13 protein-coding genes and 1 pseudogene are annotated in these 16,516 nt (G+C 37.2%); 2 read left to right on the top strand and 12 right to left on the bottom strand.

Annotated elements, in window-relative coordinates:
• Window positions 1-115: 115 nt before the first annotated feature.
• Complete coding sequence (locus PDT38_RS02050) at window positions 116-1,381, bottom strand: MFS transporter (protein ID WP_270798682.1); 1,266 nt, start codon at window positions 1,379-1,381, stop codon at window positions 116-118.
• A 229-nt stretch (window positions 1,382-1,610) separates the two neighbouring features.
• Between PDT38_RS02050 and PDT38_RS02045 the strand changes: the two genes are divergently transcribed.
• Window positions 1,611-2,726 (top strand): Rap family tetratricopeptide repeat protein, encoded by a 1,116-nt coding sequence (locus PDT38_RS02045; protein ID WP_270798681.1) that lies wholly within the window; start codon window positions 1,611-1,613, stop codon window positions 2,724-2,726.
• A gap of 287 nt (window positions 2,727-3,013) precedes the next feature.
• On the opposite strand, the gene PDT38_RS02040 is transcribed toward PDT38_RS02045, so the two are convergent.
• Entirely contained in the window at window positions 3,014-3,463 is a 450-nt protein-coding gene (locus tag PDT38_RS02040; protein ID WP_270798680.1) for a hypothetical protein, read from the bottom strand.
• Window positions 3,464-3,688: 225 nt separating this feature from the next.
• On the opposite strand from PDT38_RS02040, the gene PDT38_RS02035 reads away from it, so the two are divergent.
• Window positions 3,689-4,414, top strand: coding sequence for an endonuclease/exonuclease/phosphatase family protein (locus PDT38_RS02035; RefSeq protein WP_270798678.1), 726 nt, complete (start codon window positions 3,689-3,691; stop codon window positions 4,412-4,414).
• Window positions 4,415-4,451: 37 nt separating this feature from the next.
• Here PDT38_RS02035 and PDT38_RS02030 read toward each other — a convergent pair.
• The 10 genes and pseudogenes from PDT38_RS02030 to PDT38_RS01985 form a co-directional block, all read right to left on the bottom strand.
• A pseudogene (locus PDT38_RS02030) lies at window positions 4,452-5,582 on the bottom strand (glycoside hydrolase family 10 protein); the annotation flags it as partial.
• Between the two features lie 83 nt (window positions 5,583-5,665).
• Entirely contained in the window at window positions 5,666-6,868 is a 1,203-nt protein-coding gene (locus tag PDT38_RS02025; protein ID WP_270798677.1) for a DHH family phosphoesterase, read from the bottom strand.
• 109 nt (window positions 6,869-6,977) lie between these two features.
• Window positions 6,978-7,721 carry a pyruvate formate-lyase-activating protein gene (gene pflA, locus PDT38_RS02020; protein WP_270798675.1) on the bottom strand — a complete coding sequence of 248 codons (744 nt, stop codon included), beginning with the start codon at window positions 7,719-7,721 and terminating at the stop codon, window positions 6,978-6,980.
• A gap of 57 nt (window positions 7,722-7,778) precedes the next feature.
• Window positions 7,779-10,004 carry a formate C-acetyltransferase gene (gene pflB, locus PDT38_RS02015; RefSeq protein WP_394356209.1) on the bottom strand — a complete coding sequence of 742 codons (2,226 nt, stop codon included), beginning with the start codon at window positions 10,002-10,004 and terminating at the stop codon, window positions 7,779-7,781.
• A gap of 307 nt (window positions 10,005-10,311) precedes the next feature.
• A complete protein-coding gene (locus PDT38_RS02010) occupies window positions 10,312-11,781 on the bottom strand; it encodes a glycosyltransferase family 4 protein (protein WP_270798671.1) in 1,470 nt (489 codons plus the stop codon).
• Between the two features lie 158 nt (window positions 11,782-11,939).
• Window positions 11,940-13,415 carry a D-alanyl-D-alanine carboxypeptidase/D-alanyl-D-alanine endopeptidase gene (gene dacB, locus PDT38_RS02005; protein ID WP_270798669.1) on the bottom strand — a complete coding sequence of 492 codons (1,476 nt, stop codon included), beginning with the start codon at window positions 13,413-13,415 and terminating at the stop codon, window positions 11,940-11,942.
• Between the two features lie 40 nt (window positions 13,416-13,455).
• Window positions 13,456-14,034 carry a hypothetical protein gene (locus tag PDT38_RS02000; RefSeq protein ID WP_270798667.1) on the bottom strand — a complete coding sequence of 193 codons (579 nt, stop codon included), beginning with the start codon at window positions 14,032-14,034 and terminating at the stop codon, window positions 13,456-13,458.
• Window positions 14,035-14,165: 131 nt separating this feature from the next.
• The gene (locus tag PDT38_RS01995) at window positions 14,166-15,344 is read right to left on the bottom strand and encodes an NAD(P)/FAD-dependent oxidoreductase (protein WP_270798666.1); all 1,179 of its coding nucleotides are present in this window, start codon (window positions 15,342-15,344) and stop codon (window positions 14,166-14,168) included.
• 39 nt (window positions 15,345-15,383) lie between these two features.
• Window positions 15,384-15,812 (bottom strand): DUF1641 domain-containing protein, encoded by a 429-nt coding sequence (locus tag PDT38_RS01990; RefSeq protein WP_270798665.1) that lies wholly within the window; start codon window positions 15,810-15,812, stop codon window positions 15,384-15,386.
• A gap of 378 nt (window positions 15,813-16,190) precedes the next feature.
• Window positions 16,191-16,421: an excisionase family DNA-binding protein gene (locus PDT38_RS01985; RefSeq protein ID WP_270798664.1), complete on the bottom strand. Its 231-nt coding sequence runs from the start codon at window positions 16,419-16,421 to the stop codon at window positions 16,191-16,193.
• Between the last annotated feature and the right edge of the window lie 95 nt (window positions 16,422-16,516).

The following is a 16,516-nucleotide window of genomic DNA, read 5'->3' as shown; positions in this document are numbered from 1 at the left end:
TCCCGCACTCTTTATTTTTGGCTTGTTTTCCTTTATCAACTCTGGTAAAGCATTTAATATGCTTTTGTATTTGACAAGTTTTAAGTTTCATTATATTTTAGTCCGTGCATTTTTTTTAGGTTATGCTTGCATTTTTTTCTTTGATAAGATCGGACTCTTGAGCTTTGGCAAGCTGTGTGAACAGCAAAATTCCAACACCAGCGAGAAGTTGAATTAAACCACCAATTGCAATAACCTTACCTGATCCAATCGCTTCTGCTGCATATCCACAGATCACTGAACCTAATGGAAGTGCAAGGTTTCCAATCATATTGATAACAGCAAACACTTGCGGCTGATCATCTCCATCTACAGACTTTTGAATAATGGTGTACTCTGGAACATTGATTGAGCTTACTGCTGCCCCAAATGCAAAGGCAGCCAGGAATACAAGAGGTACAATTGTGAATAGCCCAGTGATAACGTAAGATGCACCTTCAATCATTCCAGCTGTTATAAAAAGAAATCCGTATCTGTTGATCTTCACTTTAGCCAGAATAAATCCAAGTGTAAATGCACCAATAGCTGTTGTAGCCTTCAGAAGCGTATGGATAAACGGTGTACCATTTAAATCTTCTGAAACATAAATTGCGGACAATGCTTCCCATGGTGCTGCTGCTAAATTCATAAAAATACAATAGATGGCTAAAGGGAATAAAATTCTATGATGTCTCACTAAAGAAAACCCTCTTTTTAATTTTGCCATGTATGTGCCTCTTTGATTGACATTGTCATGCTCAGTAGATGGCTGATCTGCTTGATACTTAATACAAAGAACCAAAATCCCAGAAATGATATAAAGTGTGAAGGAAATGATCATGATTGGTGCTGGACCGATTAAAGTGAGAAGACCTCCACATAGCGTAACAATTCCAAGCTTTACAATTTCAGAGGAAGACTGTATGATCGCATTTGCTTTTTGCATGAAGTCATCATGGACAATTTGCGGAATCAGTGTAATTGACGCAGGATTATATGTCGCACCTGTTGCTGAATGAATAATCATAAGTCCAATAATAAACCACATTGGAGAAAACCCGTTAAAATAACTAATTGGTATTGAGAGTACAATCAATGCCCTTGTTAAGTCAGAAAAGTACATCCAAAACTTTAATGTGCTTCTTGTCATTAAAGGACCTGTCACCGGTGCTAACATTGCTTCTGGAAGAAAAGTAACAGCAATTAATAAAGCAGTGCCAATCGCTCCTTTTCCACTAAAAATCAGAAACCACAAAATCGAGTAAAATGCAAAGCTGTCAGCCGAAACCTTGATGAGCCTAGAGAAAAAAAGAAGTGTGAAATTCTTATTCCAAACAGTTAATGACCTATTTAATTTTCCCATCAACCAAAGTCCACTCCCTACCCTTTTATACAACATTTAGATAATATGAATAATTTTAACACACAATCAATAAAATGATTTGCTTTTTTGGAAAATACATTTGTCCTCTTGTTTACATTCGGTGTCACGCAAACTTTTTTCAAAACAATTTTTTTTGATTTGTTTTTGGAATTTTTGTGCTATTCTTAACATAAAAAGGTTATTTTTAAAAAGAAAGGAATGAGGGGTCTTGAAAGTCATACCATCTTCTGTTGTAGGAATGAAAATTAATGCATGGTATAACGAAATTCAAAAATTAGACGTAATAGAAGCAGAACGGCTTAAAGAGGAAGTTCGTCAAGAGATAGAATACATGGAAGAAGATCAGGATACGCTGTTGTATTATCAGTTAATGGGATTTAGGCATCAATTGATGTTGGACTACCTTTATCCAAATGAAAAAAAAATGTCCCTTGCGGATTATCTTAGAGAGATAGAAGGACAGGGAAGAAAATTTTCTGGATTATTAGAGTATTATTTTTCTTTCTTTTCGGGAATGTATTATTTTTCAGAAGGAAAATACTTAACAGCGATTCAATCTTATAGACTGGCAGAAAAAAGATTATCGAAAATTTCAGATAAAATCGAAAAGGCAGAATTTTATTTCAGGATGGGTGAAGTGTTTTATCACATGAAACAAACGCATATGTCTATGTATTATATATCTCTGGCATATGAAATTTACAAAAAGCAGGCTACATACATGGTTCGCCGTATTCAATGTCATTTTGTTATTGCAGGAAATTATGATGATTTGCATATCCATGATAAGGCTTTGCCTCATTTACATAAAGCTTTGGCTCTTTCTCAAGAAATTGACAACTGGCCTATGATCACAAAATCACTGATAAATATGGCGAACTGTTATCAACGTATTGGAAGCTTTCAGGCTGTCCCTTATCTTCTTGAGGCTATTAAAGCAACAGAAAAAACAGGGTCAAAAGACATTACATTAGCTTATTATCTTTTGGCATTAATCCATTTCATTGATGATAAAAAAGCCGAAGCAGAGAAATGGTTTAAACAGGCTATAGATAGCGCCCAGAAGTTTGATGATAGTTTATCATTAATTTTGTTAAATTTTTTAGAGGTGTTGTTTATTAAGCAAGGAGATAGGTCAGAAGTGTTGGAATCTCTTGAACCACTTAGAAATAATCAGGGTTATCCTTATTTGGAAGAACTGGCTTTTGTGGCTGCGGAATTTTATACTAAGAATAGGCGTCCTGATGACTCTGTGTTTTTTTTAAAGCAGATGATGGAGGCCCAAAATCAAATTCGAAGGGGTGAATTCCAGTATGAAATTTAAAAGTTTTATTTCTGCTGTGTGCATTTTGGGAGTATTAACGATAGGGATAGGCGAATTTTTTCAAACAGATCATAGCGACATGCACGTTGCAATACGAAATCTTACTTAATTAAGGATAACTAAAAGTCAGTATAGGGTAGATCAATGCGATCTGCCCTGTTCTTGTTTAAAAGAAATAAACTTCATAAGAATCCTTAAGTTTATGGAGATATAGGGCTTAACAGAGCCAAAGGCTGACAAAAATTTGCTGCCCCCTCTATTTTTGGGGAATTACATTTAGAGAATATTTATTCTTCCTCGTCTTTTTCAACCTCAAATCCCTGAATGTGACCAAGTATCTCCCCGTCACTCTCAGAACGAAGTGAAAATCCCCCCATCTCTTCATGTGTCGTACAGGTAAACCATTCAAGATTGTTTTTAATAAATGTTAAGTCTTCTGGTAATGGTGCTACCCAGTCATATAAGGAGTTCGATAATTGTTGCAGCAATTGACAAGTATCTCGATTTGCCTTGATGACATATACAGTAACAGCTGGACCTCTTTTTATCGTCTGTGCCCATTGGTTTGTTTTATATGTTTCAATCACATGAGGTTGAAATTTTTCGAGGACCTCTTGATTGTAGTCGAATTCTTTCATTGTCACAAAGTAGAACTTATCTGAGTGATCACACAATACCTTGATGAAATAGCGATAAGTCTCACCTTTAGGATTTTTTATTAGATGCCAGTACTCCATTTTGCAACCTCTTTCATGTGATTTTTCAGAGAGTATGTATGTTTTATTTTAATCATTTTCATGCGTTTCTACTACTAACTCCATGGTTCTTTTTAGTGGCCATTACTCAACTGAACATGTTGAAATCAACCACAATTTTTACTCGTTTATTTCATCATGTTCCCGATAAAATGATGATCTTTGAGATAAAATAGTAAATAATATATGAAGACAGGCGGGATAAAATTGAACATCACGATCATGACATTCAACATTCACCACGGAAAAGGAATCGATAAGCGGCTTGATCTTGAGAGAATTGCCGATATTATGGCAAAAAGTGATGCTGATATTATCGGTCTTAATGAAGTCGATAAACATTTTTCAAAAAGAAGCGAGTATCAGGATCAAATAAATTTCCTTGCAGAACGATTGCAGATGAATCATGCATTTAGTCCGTCATTATCAAAGCCCTCCAAAGATGCCCTCACAGAGAGACAATACGGAAATGGTCTTCTAACCCGTTTTCCAATCATCACAGTAAAGAACCACCTATTAAGTTTTGGCCCAAAGTTTCATGAAGGAAGGTCTGTTCTTGAAACTGTTGTGCAAATTGAGGAAAAGCGCCTTTTCATTTTTGTGACACACTTGAGCTTAAATCCTCTTTTCCACCGTAAACAAACAGACTTTATCATTGAAAGAATGAAGCAGCTTGATGAGCCGGTCATTGTATTGGGAGATTGGAATATGAATCCGAATTCACGAGGCTGGACAAGGATGGCTGAGGAGCTTAGCGATAGTTGGAATCAGGCCGGAGCTGGTCATGGCTTCACATACCCGTCACAGCGTCCGAGAAAACGGTTAGATTACATTTTTGCCAGTCCTTGTCTTCACGTAGTAAAAACTGAAGTGATCAACTTGAATCCTCAAGCGTCCGACCATTTACCAGTCAAATCTGTTATGATCTTGTGAAGGACGGTGTCCCCAGGCGGTCCTTCACTAGTCACTTGAGCCACGGCATTTCGGGAATGAGAGCGGGAGAATTGTAAATATTAGCTCTTAATTTGTCCTTGATTCCAAGTGAATTTTTGTTTAAATCCTTTAAACTAAAATGAATACTGCCCAAAACGTTCAATGAGCGGTTTAGTGCAATCTGTCTCGGGTACTCATCAGGATCAGACCAAGCATGATCAGCATTATTATTAATCTTATAGGCTGCTTGTCCAATATATAAATGAACGGGGTGCCCTTTTACTTCATTTGTCCACCAATTGACTAAAATATGATAGGCTGCGGGCGGAAAATTGATACTCCAATAGATTTGTGGTGCGATATAATCAATGTATTGTTTTTGAATCCATTCTCTTGTGTCAGCATAAAGATCATCATAGTTTGTGACTCCAGCTGTTGTGTTTGAACCTGTAGGGTCATCAGCTATGTTTCGCCAGACACCAAACGGACTGATTCCAAATTTGACAAACGATTTTTCTTTCTTGATCATTTCACCTATTTGTTTGACGATCTGACTGACATTGTCCCTTCGCCAGTCTTCAATATTTGAAAAACGATCTTTACCATAGCGTGCAAATGTATCAAGGTCAGGAAAGTCTTTGCCAGCGATTTTATAAGGATAAAAGTAATCATCCATGTGTATGGCATCAATGTGATAGTTTTTAACAACTTCTTCGATCCCTGCAATAATAAAATCTTGGACTTCAGGAATACCGGGATTGTAATAAAGCTGATGGCCATATGCGACAACCCAGTCAGGATGTTTTTTAGCAGGATGATCGTTTGAAAGTTTTGTTATATCAGTATGATTCATTGTGATACGGAATGAGTTAAACCATGCATGAAATTCAAGGCCTCTATGATGTGTTTCGTCAAGTAAAAACTGAAGTGGATCATAACCAGGATCTTTTCCTTGAACACCTGTTAAATATTCAGACCATGGTCCATATGTTGACGGATAAAATGCATCAGCGGTAGGTTTAATTTGAACGACAACAGCGTTCATTCCCATCTCTACTACATCATCCAACAGTTTGATGTACTCTTTTTTTTGTTGTTCAGGTGAGAGACCTTTTTGCGAAGGCCAGTCTAAATTTGTGACTGTAGCGATCCAGACTCCGCGCATTTCTTTGATTTGGCTGTTTTTGCTCATTACACACCATCCCCTTTTTTCTATTATGATATGAATAAAGACCAAGACATATTAGTGTCTTAGCCTTTAGGATGAAAAATTTCTTTGACCTGAGTCATTAAGAATTGGATGAATGTCTCATCTCGAACTAACCATGCCGCATAATGCCGTTTAATAAAATACTCTGCCTCTTCAAACGAGGCGAAGGATTCTGGGTGTGTGACACCATTTAACTGGATGTTCCAACCATCTTCACAAGGAAAAAGATAAAAGCGATCTTCTTCTCTATTTACATAAAGAGCCCCAGAGTCAGACGCTTTCAAATTATACATATTTTTAAAAGCATCGGCTCTCACTGGTTCAAGCTGAAATGGCTCAGAAACATAAAGTTTGAACACTTCATTGGTTAATGGGCATCCAGATGCCTTCGCATGGCCACCTCCGCCAAATGTGGCGGCGATTTCTGAGACATCGATTTGGTCATGGATCGTGCGAAGGCTGACCTTTTTTCCACCCGGATTTAAAATCGCGATATAATCAAGGTGGGGGTTGTCTTTACCAAGTTCATTTCCTACCTCTGAATGATAGTTTTCGGCATAGACAATTCCAACGCAGTGTCCATTAATAAACGTTTGTACGATTTCTCGTCTTTTTCGACGAATGTATCGTTCAATTTTTTCTTCTTCCATATCGAGAATTTTTTCTTCGAATTCATTAAATGAAAACTGTTCGTTTTCTTTTAGACGGCGAATCATTTTTTCTTCAAATTCATCTATGGAGACCATAAAAAACAAATCATTTAACCGTTTTGCCTGAAGATCTTCTGTACGTTCCCATTCCCATGTATCATATTTCCGAACAAGCTCGACAAATTGATCCAATGCCTTCGTTTTTGTAAGTAGGCCGTTCTCAATTAAGTATTCGTAAAAAAGAGAAGTGGCTGATGCAAGTCGTCCATCTTCGTATTCAACTTTGACGATCCCCCATGGATACTGATTAAAATGCAGCGCGGTTTTATGATGATCAATCAGTTTGATTTTGCCGCCTGACTCTGCATAGTCATTCAATCGTTTTTCGTTGTCTTGATGTACAGATAAATCTGTGATAAACAGACCTTCTTGGGTTTTTCGTCTATTTTCAACAGCACCCAAAAACCTTTCCACTTGGATGTCTAAGCTTGTTACAGAATTGTAGCGAACTTCCACCTGTTCGCCAAAAGCTATTTTTGCGATAATTCCGCAGCCAACCCCATCTAGATCATTATGTGAATATACATAGTACATGGCACTGTCCACCTCAATTTTGTTGTCTTTCCTCTGTTTTACTATTGTAAAAAAACAGCAAATTTATGCAAGTCTTAAAAAAAGACAGCTTCCCTTTTAGAGAAGTCTGTCATTGAGAAATATTCAAATGGGCGGTTAACAGTTTGTGAGCATGTTCAACACGTTCTTCACTAGGAGGCTCGATTCCTGCTAAAGGATATTCGAGTCCAAGTGCTTCCCATTTGTAGACACCTAATTTATGATAAGGAAGAACTTCGACTTTTTCAACATTTGAAAGTGTTCCAATAAATTGGCCGAGTTCAGCTAAATCTTCATCAATGTCTGAGATCGTGGGAACCAAGACATGACGAATCCAGACAGGCACCTGATGATCGCTCAAAAATCGGGCGAAATCCAAAATATGGTCATTTGGCATTCCTGTTAGTTTCATGTGCTTTTTCCGGTTTATATGCTTTACATCAAGTAAAACAAGATCCGTGTACTGAATCAACTCTTTGATTTGTTCTTGAAATGATGAAGCATTGGAATAACATCCCCCTGAGGAATCAATCGCTGTGTGAATCCCTATTTTTTTACATTCTTTAAATAGCTCTATTAAAAATGGGAGCTGTAAAAGAGGCTCGCCTCCACTGACAGTGATTCCTCCGCCAGAGGATTGAAAAAACGGGAGATATGTTTGAATATCATCAACAATTTCTGAAACAGGCATTTGTTTTCCTGTTCCGATTTCCCAAGTATCAGCATTATGACAAAATTGGCAACGCAATAAACATCCTTGTGTAAAAATGATATAACGTATACCCGGTCCATCGACCGTACCGAATGTTTCAATAGAATGAATGTTTCCTTTCATGAGCGTGAGCACCTCTTTATTTAGAAACGGAGCGTGGGAAAACGCTCCGTTTTTCTATTACATAGATTCGTGGAACGTACGGCTGATGACATCTAGTTGCTGTTCTTTTGTCAACTTAATAAAGTTAACAGCATAGCCTGACACACGAATCGTTAATTGCGGATATTTTTCAGGATGATCCATTGCATCAAGCAATGTTTCTCTGTTAAATACGTTTACATTTAAGTGATGTCCTTCTTTGTGAGCATAGCCGTCAAGAATGCTGGCTAAATTTTGTGCTCTGCTTGCTTCATCTTTTCCTAGCGCTTTTGGTACGATAGAGAACGTGTTAGAAATTCCATCCATTGAATAGCTGTAAGGCAATTTTGCAACTGATGATAAGGAAGCTAGAGTACCTTTTGAATCACGTCCATGCATCGGATTTGCACCTGGAGCAAATGGTTCACCAGCTCGGCGGCCATCAGGTGTATTGCCTGTTTTCTTACCGTATACAACATTTGATGTTATCGTTAAAATTGACATCGTATGAATGGATTGACGATATGTTTGATGTTTACGCAATTTTTTCATGAAACACTTAACAAGATCAACAGCTATACTGTCAACTCTGTCATCATTATTTCCGTATTTAGGGAACTCACCTTCTGTTTCAAAATCAATGGCAAGACCATTTTCATCACGAATGACTTTCACTTTTGCATGTTTGATAGCGCTTAATGAATCAGCGACAACACTCAATCCAGCAATACCTGTAGCCATTGTCCGCATAATGTCAGTGTCATGCAAGGCCATTTCAATTCTTTCATAACTATATTTATCATGCATATAATGTATCACGTTGAGTGTATTAATATACAGACCGGCCAGCCATTCCATTGTTTGATCAAACTTTTGCATGACTTCATCATAGTCTAGCACATCGGCGGTGATCGGTGTCATTTCCGGACCGACTTGATGCTTGTGCTTTTCATCTTTTCCACCATTAATTGCGTAAAGCAGCGCTTTTGCTAAATTGGCACGTGCCCCGAAAAATTGCATTTGTTTACCGATTTCCATTGCGGATACACAACATGCAATTCCGTAATCATCACCATATTCAGGACGCATAATGTCATCATTTTCATACTGGATGGAGCTTGTTTTAATGGACATATTTGCACAGTAATTTTTAAAGTGTTGTGGAAGTCTGACAGACCAAAGAACAGTTAAGTTCGGTTCTGGTGCAGGGCCAAGATTATCAAGCGTGTGCAGGAACCGGAAAGAGTTCTTAGTGACAAGCGGACGTCCATCATGTGCCATTCCACCAATTGATTCTGTTACCCAAGTTGGGTCACCACTAAATAATTCATTGTAATCTGGTGTACGTGCGAATTTGACCAGGCGCAGTTTCATAATAAAATGGTCAACTAGTTCTTGTACTTCTTGTTCTGTCAATATACCATTTTGTAAATCTCTTTCAATATAAATATCTAAGAAAGTGGACACTCTACCTAAGCTCATTGCTGCACCATTTTGTTCTTTAATGGCTGCCAAATATCCGAAATATAGCCATTGGAATGCTTCTGCAGCATTGTTGGCTGGTTCTGAAATATCAAAACCATAGCTTGCAGCTAATGTTTTTAATTCAGTCAATGCACGAATTTGTTCAGAAAGTTCTTCACGAAGGCGGATGTTTTCTTCAGACATAATTGGTGTTGTACCAGCTAAGTCTTTTTTCTTTTCTTGAATTAAGAAATCTACACCATAAAGAGCGACGCGGCGGTAATCACCAATGATACGTCCACGGCCGTAAGCATCAGGTAAACCTGTGATGATCCCAACTTTTCTAGCAAGTCTCATTTCATCTGTATATGCATCAAAAACTCCTTGGTTGTGTGTTTTACGATATTCTGTGAAAATTCTTTCGACTTCTGGATCAAGCTCATACCCATAAGATTCACAGGATTGCTTTGCCATACGAATTCCGCCAAAAGGTTGAAGTGAACGTTTGAATGGTTCATCTGTTTGGACACCAACAATTTTTTCAAGATCTTTATTCAAAAACCCAGGATTGTGTGATGTAATTGTGGAAACGTTTTCAGTATCCATATCAAGAACACCACCATTTTCCCTTTCCTTTTTCGTTAAATCCATTACTTGTTCCCATAATTTTGTGGTAGATTCGGTTGGAGATTCTAAAAATGATTCGTCTCCCTCATATGGACGGAAATTGCTTAAAATAAAATCGCGGACATTTACCTCTTTTTGCCATACGTTTGTTTTAAAATCATTCCATTGTTTCACTTTTATCCACCTCTTCTTATTGTTAAAAAACTTGTATAACAGATTATGCATTTACATCATAATCTTAATATAACAGATTTGAATGTGAAAAAGATCACATAATTTGTGAAAATCGTAACAAATTTGAGGACTTTTTATGAATTAAAGCGATTACAAAATTGATTTTTATATGTAAAAATGAGGATATTCCAAATATCTGTACTATAATAATACATACTATTCGTTGAACTGTTATACAAAAACAATCACCTAATATATGTCATTTAATGGATAAAAAAGCCGAAAAAATGTCCGGCTTTCACCACTTTTAACTAGGTCCGACTAACTTTGTTTCGTTTCCGAATTTCTCCAAGGTGCTTTTCAAGACATAACTTCCTGCGGGAAGCCACTGGAATTCGTAAGAACCATTTGGATTGACAGGTTTTGTTTGAAGTAAAACACCTGATTGGTCATAAAGATGAATATAATGCTGTTGGTTTGTTAATTCTTTTCTCAATTCCTCATGAATGTCCCCTGATAATGTAAATCCTGATTCAACAGACTTGATCGTTTTGCACTGGCTGAGTATTTCTCTTTCTATTTGTTGTTTATCTTGCACTGAACGGGTTTTTGTTTGTTGATACAATTTTTCAATTGATTTGATATGACGATCGATGTCCCAATAATTCATCGCTTTCCTCAATGCCTGTTTTCCTATTTGTGAGCGGATCGAGCTGTGATCTAGCAAAAACCGTAGTTTTTCTGCTAGTGCTTCGCTATCAGCTGACTGAGCGATTAAACCGTCAGCTCCATCTGTCATGATTTCTTTCATACCACCAACATTTGTGGCGATAACAGGTTTTGCGGAAAACTGTCCTTCTAGTATGACGAGTGGAAATGTATCATGTAATGAAGGGAGGACAATAATATCACTTTTATTCATGAGATATGGAATATCATTTCGTTTTCCAAGAAAAGAAATGATAGAGCTGATTCCGAGATTGTTTGCTAATTGTTGAAGTGCGGTACGATCTGGTCCCTCTCCTGCTAGGAGACAGTGGAAATCTTCCCTTTCTCGGCTTAGTTTCCAGAGCGCTTTTAATAAGTAACGCTGCCCTTTTATAGGGACCAATCGTGCAGGGCAAAGAATCACTTTTTTGTCTTCACCTATTTTCGAGATCTTACTTGTCATAAATGGCTCTTTGGTTATTCCATATGGAATAACCTTAATGTTTAACGGTGTGACACCGATTTTGATTAACTGCTTTTTGAGCCATTCACATGGAACGGCAACAACATCGCCTGACATCGCCCCTATATATTCTTCAGTTTTCATGTATTGTTGTTCTTGACGGCTTTTCGCGTAAAACTCTTTTGTTATTTTTGATTCATGATATTTGAAGTTATGAAGCGACACAACGAATCGTGTATGGGAAGGTTTGGAAAGAGCAATTGCTCTTGCTGTCATAAAATCATGACAATGAATCAGATCATATTCGTTTAAGTCAAGTTGTTTAATTGCTTTTTCCAAACTTAGGCGCTCCATTTCGCGCCAGAAGATCCAGAGCGGATATTTAGTAGAGTAAGATGTCTGAAAACGATCAATTAGAGTGTTTTTTATTTTGTATTTATTGACTTTTTGCTGATTGGAAATCTGGATGTTTAGCCAGTCCTTGTCATGGGATAACAAATCGACAGTGTGCCCTTTGTCTTGTAACATTTTCCGTAGTGTATCTATATAGATGGATGGACCATTTGAATGTGGAGAGTACCGATAATATGCAAACAATAGTTTCATATATTTCCCCCTTGCCTGTCGGTCAGTTAGAAACCAGTCTCTTAGCATTATATGGCCGGTATTGAAAAAAGTACGTCAGAATAAACGAATTTTATCACAATCCAAGTAGTGGATTCAAAAAGAATTCCACTAACTTGGATTGTATGTAATCGTAATTTTCATTGAGCTGCTAAGATTTCAACAAGTTTGTCTTCAATGTCTTTGCCTTTGTCTTCATCCATTAGTTGGTTTAAGATGATGGAGAAAATCAGCGTTTTACCGCTTTTCGTATCGACATAGCCTGATAATGAGCTGACAGTTGCAAGAGTGCCTGTTTTTGCTCTGACTTTCCCTTTCACAAGCGGATTTTTGAACCGGTTTCGTAATGTTCCGCCCACCATTCTATCGCTATTTCCCCCGACTGGCAATGATCGAATATATGTGGAAAACCATTTTTCACCTTGAACAACATACAATAGCTTTGTGATTTGATCTGCAGAAATTGAATTAAGATGCGAAATTCCTGATCCATCTCTCAAAAGCAATTGGTTTGTATGAAGCCCTAATCTATCTAATGTTGTGTTTAACACTTCAAGACCTTTTTCCCAGCTACCTTCATGTTTGACCGTCTTTCCCATTTCTTTGACTAATGTTTCGGCATGACCGTTATTGCTAAGTTTCATGAAAGGAATCATAAGCTTTGCAAGCGGTATCGATTGATGAACGGTTATCCGTTTTGCTTGCTTCGGTGTAACGCCGATCTTTTCTGTTCCGATCATGTGAATGCCTTGTTGGTGAAGAGCTTGTTTAAATAAATCAAGTGCATAGTGGGAAGGTTTCCAGAGCGCGACCCATTTTCTTATTTTTGTAGTCTCTTTGGGAATCGTTCCATTCATTTCAATAATATTGGTTCCATGCAATCTTTCTATGTTGATTTTTTTCTTTTCTTCAGCTGTGACTGTTTTGGCATTGTTCATGATCTTAACTTGATTTGTTTGCGGCTGAAGTGTGACCTTCGGTTTTTGACCTGCCAGTCTGCCAGGACTTATTTCTAAAATAACTGTACCAGCATCATAATCTTCATTAGGAGAAGCAGTTAAAGCAGAGACTTGGGCCCCATAATATTCGTCTTCATCATCCCAGGTGAGATCAGCAGAATAGCGGACATCATCATACCATGAGTCATCCCCTATGAGATTGCCAAAGATCGTTGTTATCCCTTTTTTTCGAATCTTTTCAGCTATTCGTTTGAAATCAGCTGCTAACAGAGTTGGATCACCTTTTCCTTTTAAGTAAAGATCTCCTTTTAGACTGTTACCGATCTGATGTCCGTCAGTCAAAACCTCTGTCTGAAATGAATAATCTTCTCCTAACACAGAAAGAGCAGCTGCAGCTGTTAAAAGCTTCAAGTTTGAGGCAGGTCTAAGACGGATATCTCCCAGATGACTGTATAAAATTTCACCGGATGAAGCAGATCTAATGCTGATTCCGGCAAGCGTACCTTGTAAAAGTGGATCATGTTTTAAAAGTGGATCTATTTGATCTGATATTCTGTTGTTAGTTGCTGAGGCTGATTTATTCTCATGTATACCAGAAATAAACGCAAATACAAACAACATGAAGATACATAAACTAGCTTTAAGATTTTTGGTCATCCCGTTTCCCATCCTTTTTCGTATGTTTTCGTAATTTATGTCAAAAACGAGATTTGTATACTTGTGTTTGATTAGGATTGTTGATGTCATGATCAACAGCAAATGCGAATATCACTTTAAACATATATAAACACAGTAAACAAGAGAGAATAGCGGGAAGTAATTGAAATAAGAGAAGGATGCATATACTGGAAGTCGCCAAAAAAGCAGCTATGGTTCTTTGTCCTGGATGTTTTACCAAATGATTAACAAGCAGTGCAGATGTGATGGTATATCCCCAAACAGAAAGGCATATCCAAATATAAGGAACAAAGAGAAAGCCTAACACGATTGGCTGAAAATGAATTGAAATAAAAATAAGCCGGACTTTAGCATTTTGTTGATAGTAATGATTGGTTGATGATGTGAAATTTGCAAGCACCCCTCCTGTAATATCAAGCGCTAATATTGCGAGCAGCACGCTTTTCCAAACATCAAGATGAAGCCATTGGGAAGATGTCACAGTTAAAATCAATGCAGACATTCCAATTCCAAACAAAAGTGTTAAACATAAATCCAACAAAAAAATTTTTTTACCAAAAAACTCATGAAGTATTGCCGGTACTTTTAACGTTTTCATTGTTCTCATCCTCTCTATCTGACTGACTTGTTAGCCCATTTTGAAATATGTCATGGAGCCGTCAAATTTAAGGCGTAAAAAAACACCACTTATCGTTTAAAATGATAATAAGTGGTGCATGATTTAACTACTTAATAAACTAAACTGAAAAGACCTTTAATATGTGATAAATAACGGACATTGCTTGCTTCTTTCATTAAAGAAGCGGGCAGACCTTTAAGAGATGTTGCGTTTGCACCGATAACAGCGACTGCATCTTTACGTCCAAGACTTGCAAGTGTGCCTGAGTTTACAGGGTTAAATGATTCTAATGATTTATTTTCTAAATATGCATATAAATTATAGCCAATTAACTCACCCATTTGCCATGCAATTTGTGCTGTTGGTGGGTATGGACGATCATTCGGGCCAAAGACAACAGCGCTATCTCCTGCAACAAATACATTTTCATGAGATGTAGATTGAAGAAAATCATTAACTGTCGCGCGTCCACGATTGACTTCAAGTCCTGATTGGCCAACAAGAGGGTTTCCTTGGACACCACCTGTCCAGACAAACGTATTCGTAACAATTGTTTGACCGTCTTTCAATTCAACAGTATTACCTTTGACATTTGTAACAGGCAGACCTGTTAAGAATTCTACACCGCGTTTTTCAAGGCTAGCTGTTGCACGTTCAATCAGTTCATCAGGAAGAACCGGCAGAATTTTAGGACCTGCTTCAACCAATTTTAGCTTGATATCTTTAGGGTCTACACCATAATTTTTTGCAAGGTTCGGCAAGATATCAGCAAGTTCACCGACAAGTTCAACACCTGTTAAGCCGCCACCTCCAACTAAAATCGTTGCGTCAGCTTCATTTTTTGTTTTAGAGTACTCGCACACTCGTTCTTCAACATGTTGAAAAATCTTGTTCGCATCGTTTGCCGATTTCAGCACCATACTGTTTTCTTCAAGTCCAGGAATACCAAAGTAGGCTGTTACAGAACCAAGTCCGACAACAAGTGCATCATATGTTAAAGAAGTGCCATCAGAAAGTGAAACTTCTTTTTGATCAACTGAAAAAGAAGTGACTTTTGCAATTTTCAGATCGATATCTTTTCCTTTAAAAAGTTTTGTAAGCGGCATAGCGATCGCTTTTTCGGACACATTTCCAGCCGCAAGGCGATGCAATTCTGTAATAATTTGGTGAGTTGGGTATTGGTTAACTACCGTAATTTTCGCTTGTTCTTTGTTGTAATATTTACGAACTGTTAATGCAGATAGTAATCCGCCGTATCCAGCACCTAAAATGACAATATGTTTTGACATCATGTATCCTCCGTCCTTATTGTAAATGTATTCTGAAGGTTATTGTTGTTTTTGATTTTCGCGCTCTGACAAGATTTGTAGATAAGATTGGGCAAAACGGAACATTTTCTGAGCTTGTGGATCTTTTAGCATTCTTAACAAACCAAATAGACCGATCACCTCATTGTTTTGTTCTGCGCGGTCTTTTGCTTCAATTGCTGTTTGTGCGATATCTTTTGCCGTTTCTTTTACCGGCTCAAGTATTTCAGTAATGGCACCAACAGTATCATTTTTTAATACCTCATCAGTTGCAACTGATTGTGCAAAATCATAAGATTTTGTTAAAATGTTTACCAGTTCAGTCAGCTTTGGTAGCTGATCAACTAAAACGGTTAAAGATTCTTGTACTTCGGGCTTTAACAGCTGATCAATGAGATCACGTTGGCTTTGATTGACAGATTCTTTTGTTTGATCAATTGTTTCCGGCATAACCAATTCTCCTTTACGATAAAAAATATGCTGTTCTTTTCTTTGAAGGCGAGCTAGTTTGTGAATTTATGCACAAACTACACCATACGCCTTCTTATTTTTTTGCTGTTTTCAGTACACTAAAAACTTGCAAGCTATTTTACTATTAAATGATAACATTTTTTGAACAAAAAATGAACGTGATTGTTTCGAAAATGTAATAAAATTATTAAATCCTTGATTTATAAGGGGTCTTCAATTCCTTTTATTCCCTTAATTGTGTCATTTGCTTTGACTTTTCCCCTTTTTTTGCTTGTTCAGGGAAGGCAGGAGAAATCATTATTAGCATAATATAATAAAATATTAGTTTACATAATATTTTTATGGTATACACAGTGACTAATCTTCATCTTTTACATCCGGATCTTCAGGAATTGGTTCGCGAAGTATCGCTTCAATTAACTCTTTATACTTTTTCATTTGTTCTAAATGGGTGTTAAACTGCTCTTTGTAGATTAAATACTGCTCTCCATCATGAATGAAACGGATTTTCTTTTGGTTCATGAGCTGTTTGATATAGGCTTCTGTAACTGATAAATATTGTGCTGTTTCTTTAATTGTTAAATACATCGTTTCATTTCCCTTTCTAGTTGCTGTCAGATCAAATTCCGGCAGCTGTCTGATGTTTTATCATGTATATATCTTTCTCAGTAACTTTTGTTCTC

Source organism: Bacillus changyiensis (assembly GCF_027706145.1).
Classification (GTDB): domain Bacteria; phylum Bacillota; class Bacilli; order Bacillales; family Bacillaceae; genus Bacillus; species Bacillus changyiensis.
The sequence above is the reverse complement of the archived record's forward strand: the minus strand, read 5'-3'. Positions and strand labels throughout refer to the sequence as shown.

Excerpts from the sequence above, each read along its gene's own strand:
- dacB (WP_270798669.1), bottom strand. The coding sequence starts at position 13,415 with ATGACCAAAAATCTTAAAGCTAGTTTATGTATCTTCATGTTGTTTGTA.
- PDT38_RS02010 (WP_270798671.1), bottom strand. The coding sequence starts at position 11,781 with ATGAAACTATTGTTTGCATATTATCGGTACTCTCCACATTCAAATGGT.
- PDT38_RS01995 (WP_270798666.1), bottom strand. The coding sequence starts at position 15,344 with ATGTCAAAACATATTGTCATTTTAGGTGCTGGATACGGCGGATTACTA.
- PDT38_RS02000 (WP_270798667.1), bottom strand. The coding sequence starts at position 14,034 with ATGAAAACGTTAAAAGTACCGGCAATACTTCATGAGTTTTTTGGTAAA.
- PDT38_RS02025 (WP_270798677.1), bottom strand. The coding sequence starts at position 6,868 with ATGTACTATGTATATTCACATAATGATCTAGATGGGGTTGGCTGCGGA.
- PDT38_RS01985 (WP_270798664.1), bottom strand. The coding sequence starts at position 16,421 with ATGTATTTAACAATTAAAGAAACAGCACAATATTTATCAGTTACAGAA.
- PDT38_RS01990 (WP_270798665.1), bottom strand. The coding sequence starts at position 15,812 with ATGCCGGAAACAATTGATCAAACAAAAGAATCTGTCAATCAAAGCCAA.
- pflA (WP_270798675.1), bottom strand. The coding sequence starts at position 7,721 with ATGAAAGGAAACATTCATTCTATTGAAACATTCGGTACGGTCGATGGA.
- PDT38_RS02050 (WP_270798682.1), bottom strand. The coding sequence starts at position 1,381 with ATGGGAAAATTAAATAGGTCATTAACTGTTTGGAATAAGAATTTCACA.
- PDT38_RS02040 (WP_270798680.1), bottom strand. The coding sequence starts at position 3,463 with ATGGAGTACTGGCATCTAATAAAAAATCCTAAAGGTGAGACTTATCGC.